Below are 231 nucleotides of genomic sequence, written 5' to 3'. Positions count from 1 at the left end.
CATTTGACGTTCTATTGGGTTCCTTTCAAACAAAACGCTTTGTTTCTCTTTATCAATACTTTCAATTGCCTGTTGGAAGTAACCTAATACTTTTCTCTTTGTTTGATCAAGCTCTTCTTCTATTTCTGATATATCTTCGTCCTGATCAAACTTAGAAATCTCTTCCTTTAAATATTGAACTCGATCTTTATAGTCCTGTTGTTCCCTTTTTAATTGTGCCAACTTAAGTGA

Annotated in this window: 1 protein-coding gene; it reads right to left on the bottom strand. The window is 32.9% G+C overall.

Going from position 1 to position 231, the window contains the following annotated elements:
* The coding region (locus tag AOA60_RS32970; protein ID WP_158235091.1) for a hypothetical protein at positions 1 to 231 on the bottom strand (231 nt) is incomplete at both ends.

It is taken from the genome of Pseudomonas sp. 2822-17 (assembly GCF_002742485.1).
Taxonomy (GTDB): Bacteria; Pseudomonadota; Gammaproteobacteria; order Pseudomonadales; family Pseudomonadaceae; genus Aquipseudomonas; species Aquipseudomonas cyclaminis.
This window is presented reverse-complemented; position numbering and strand designations above follow the sequence as displayed.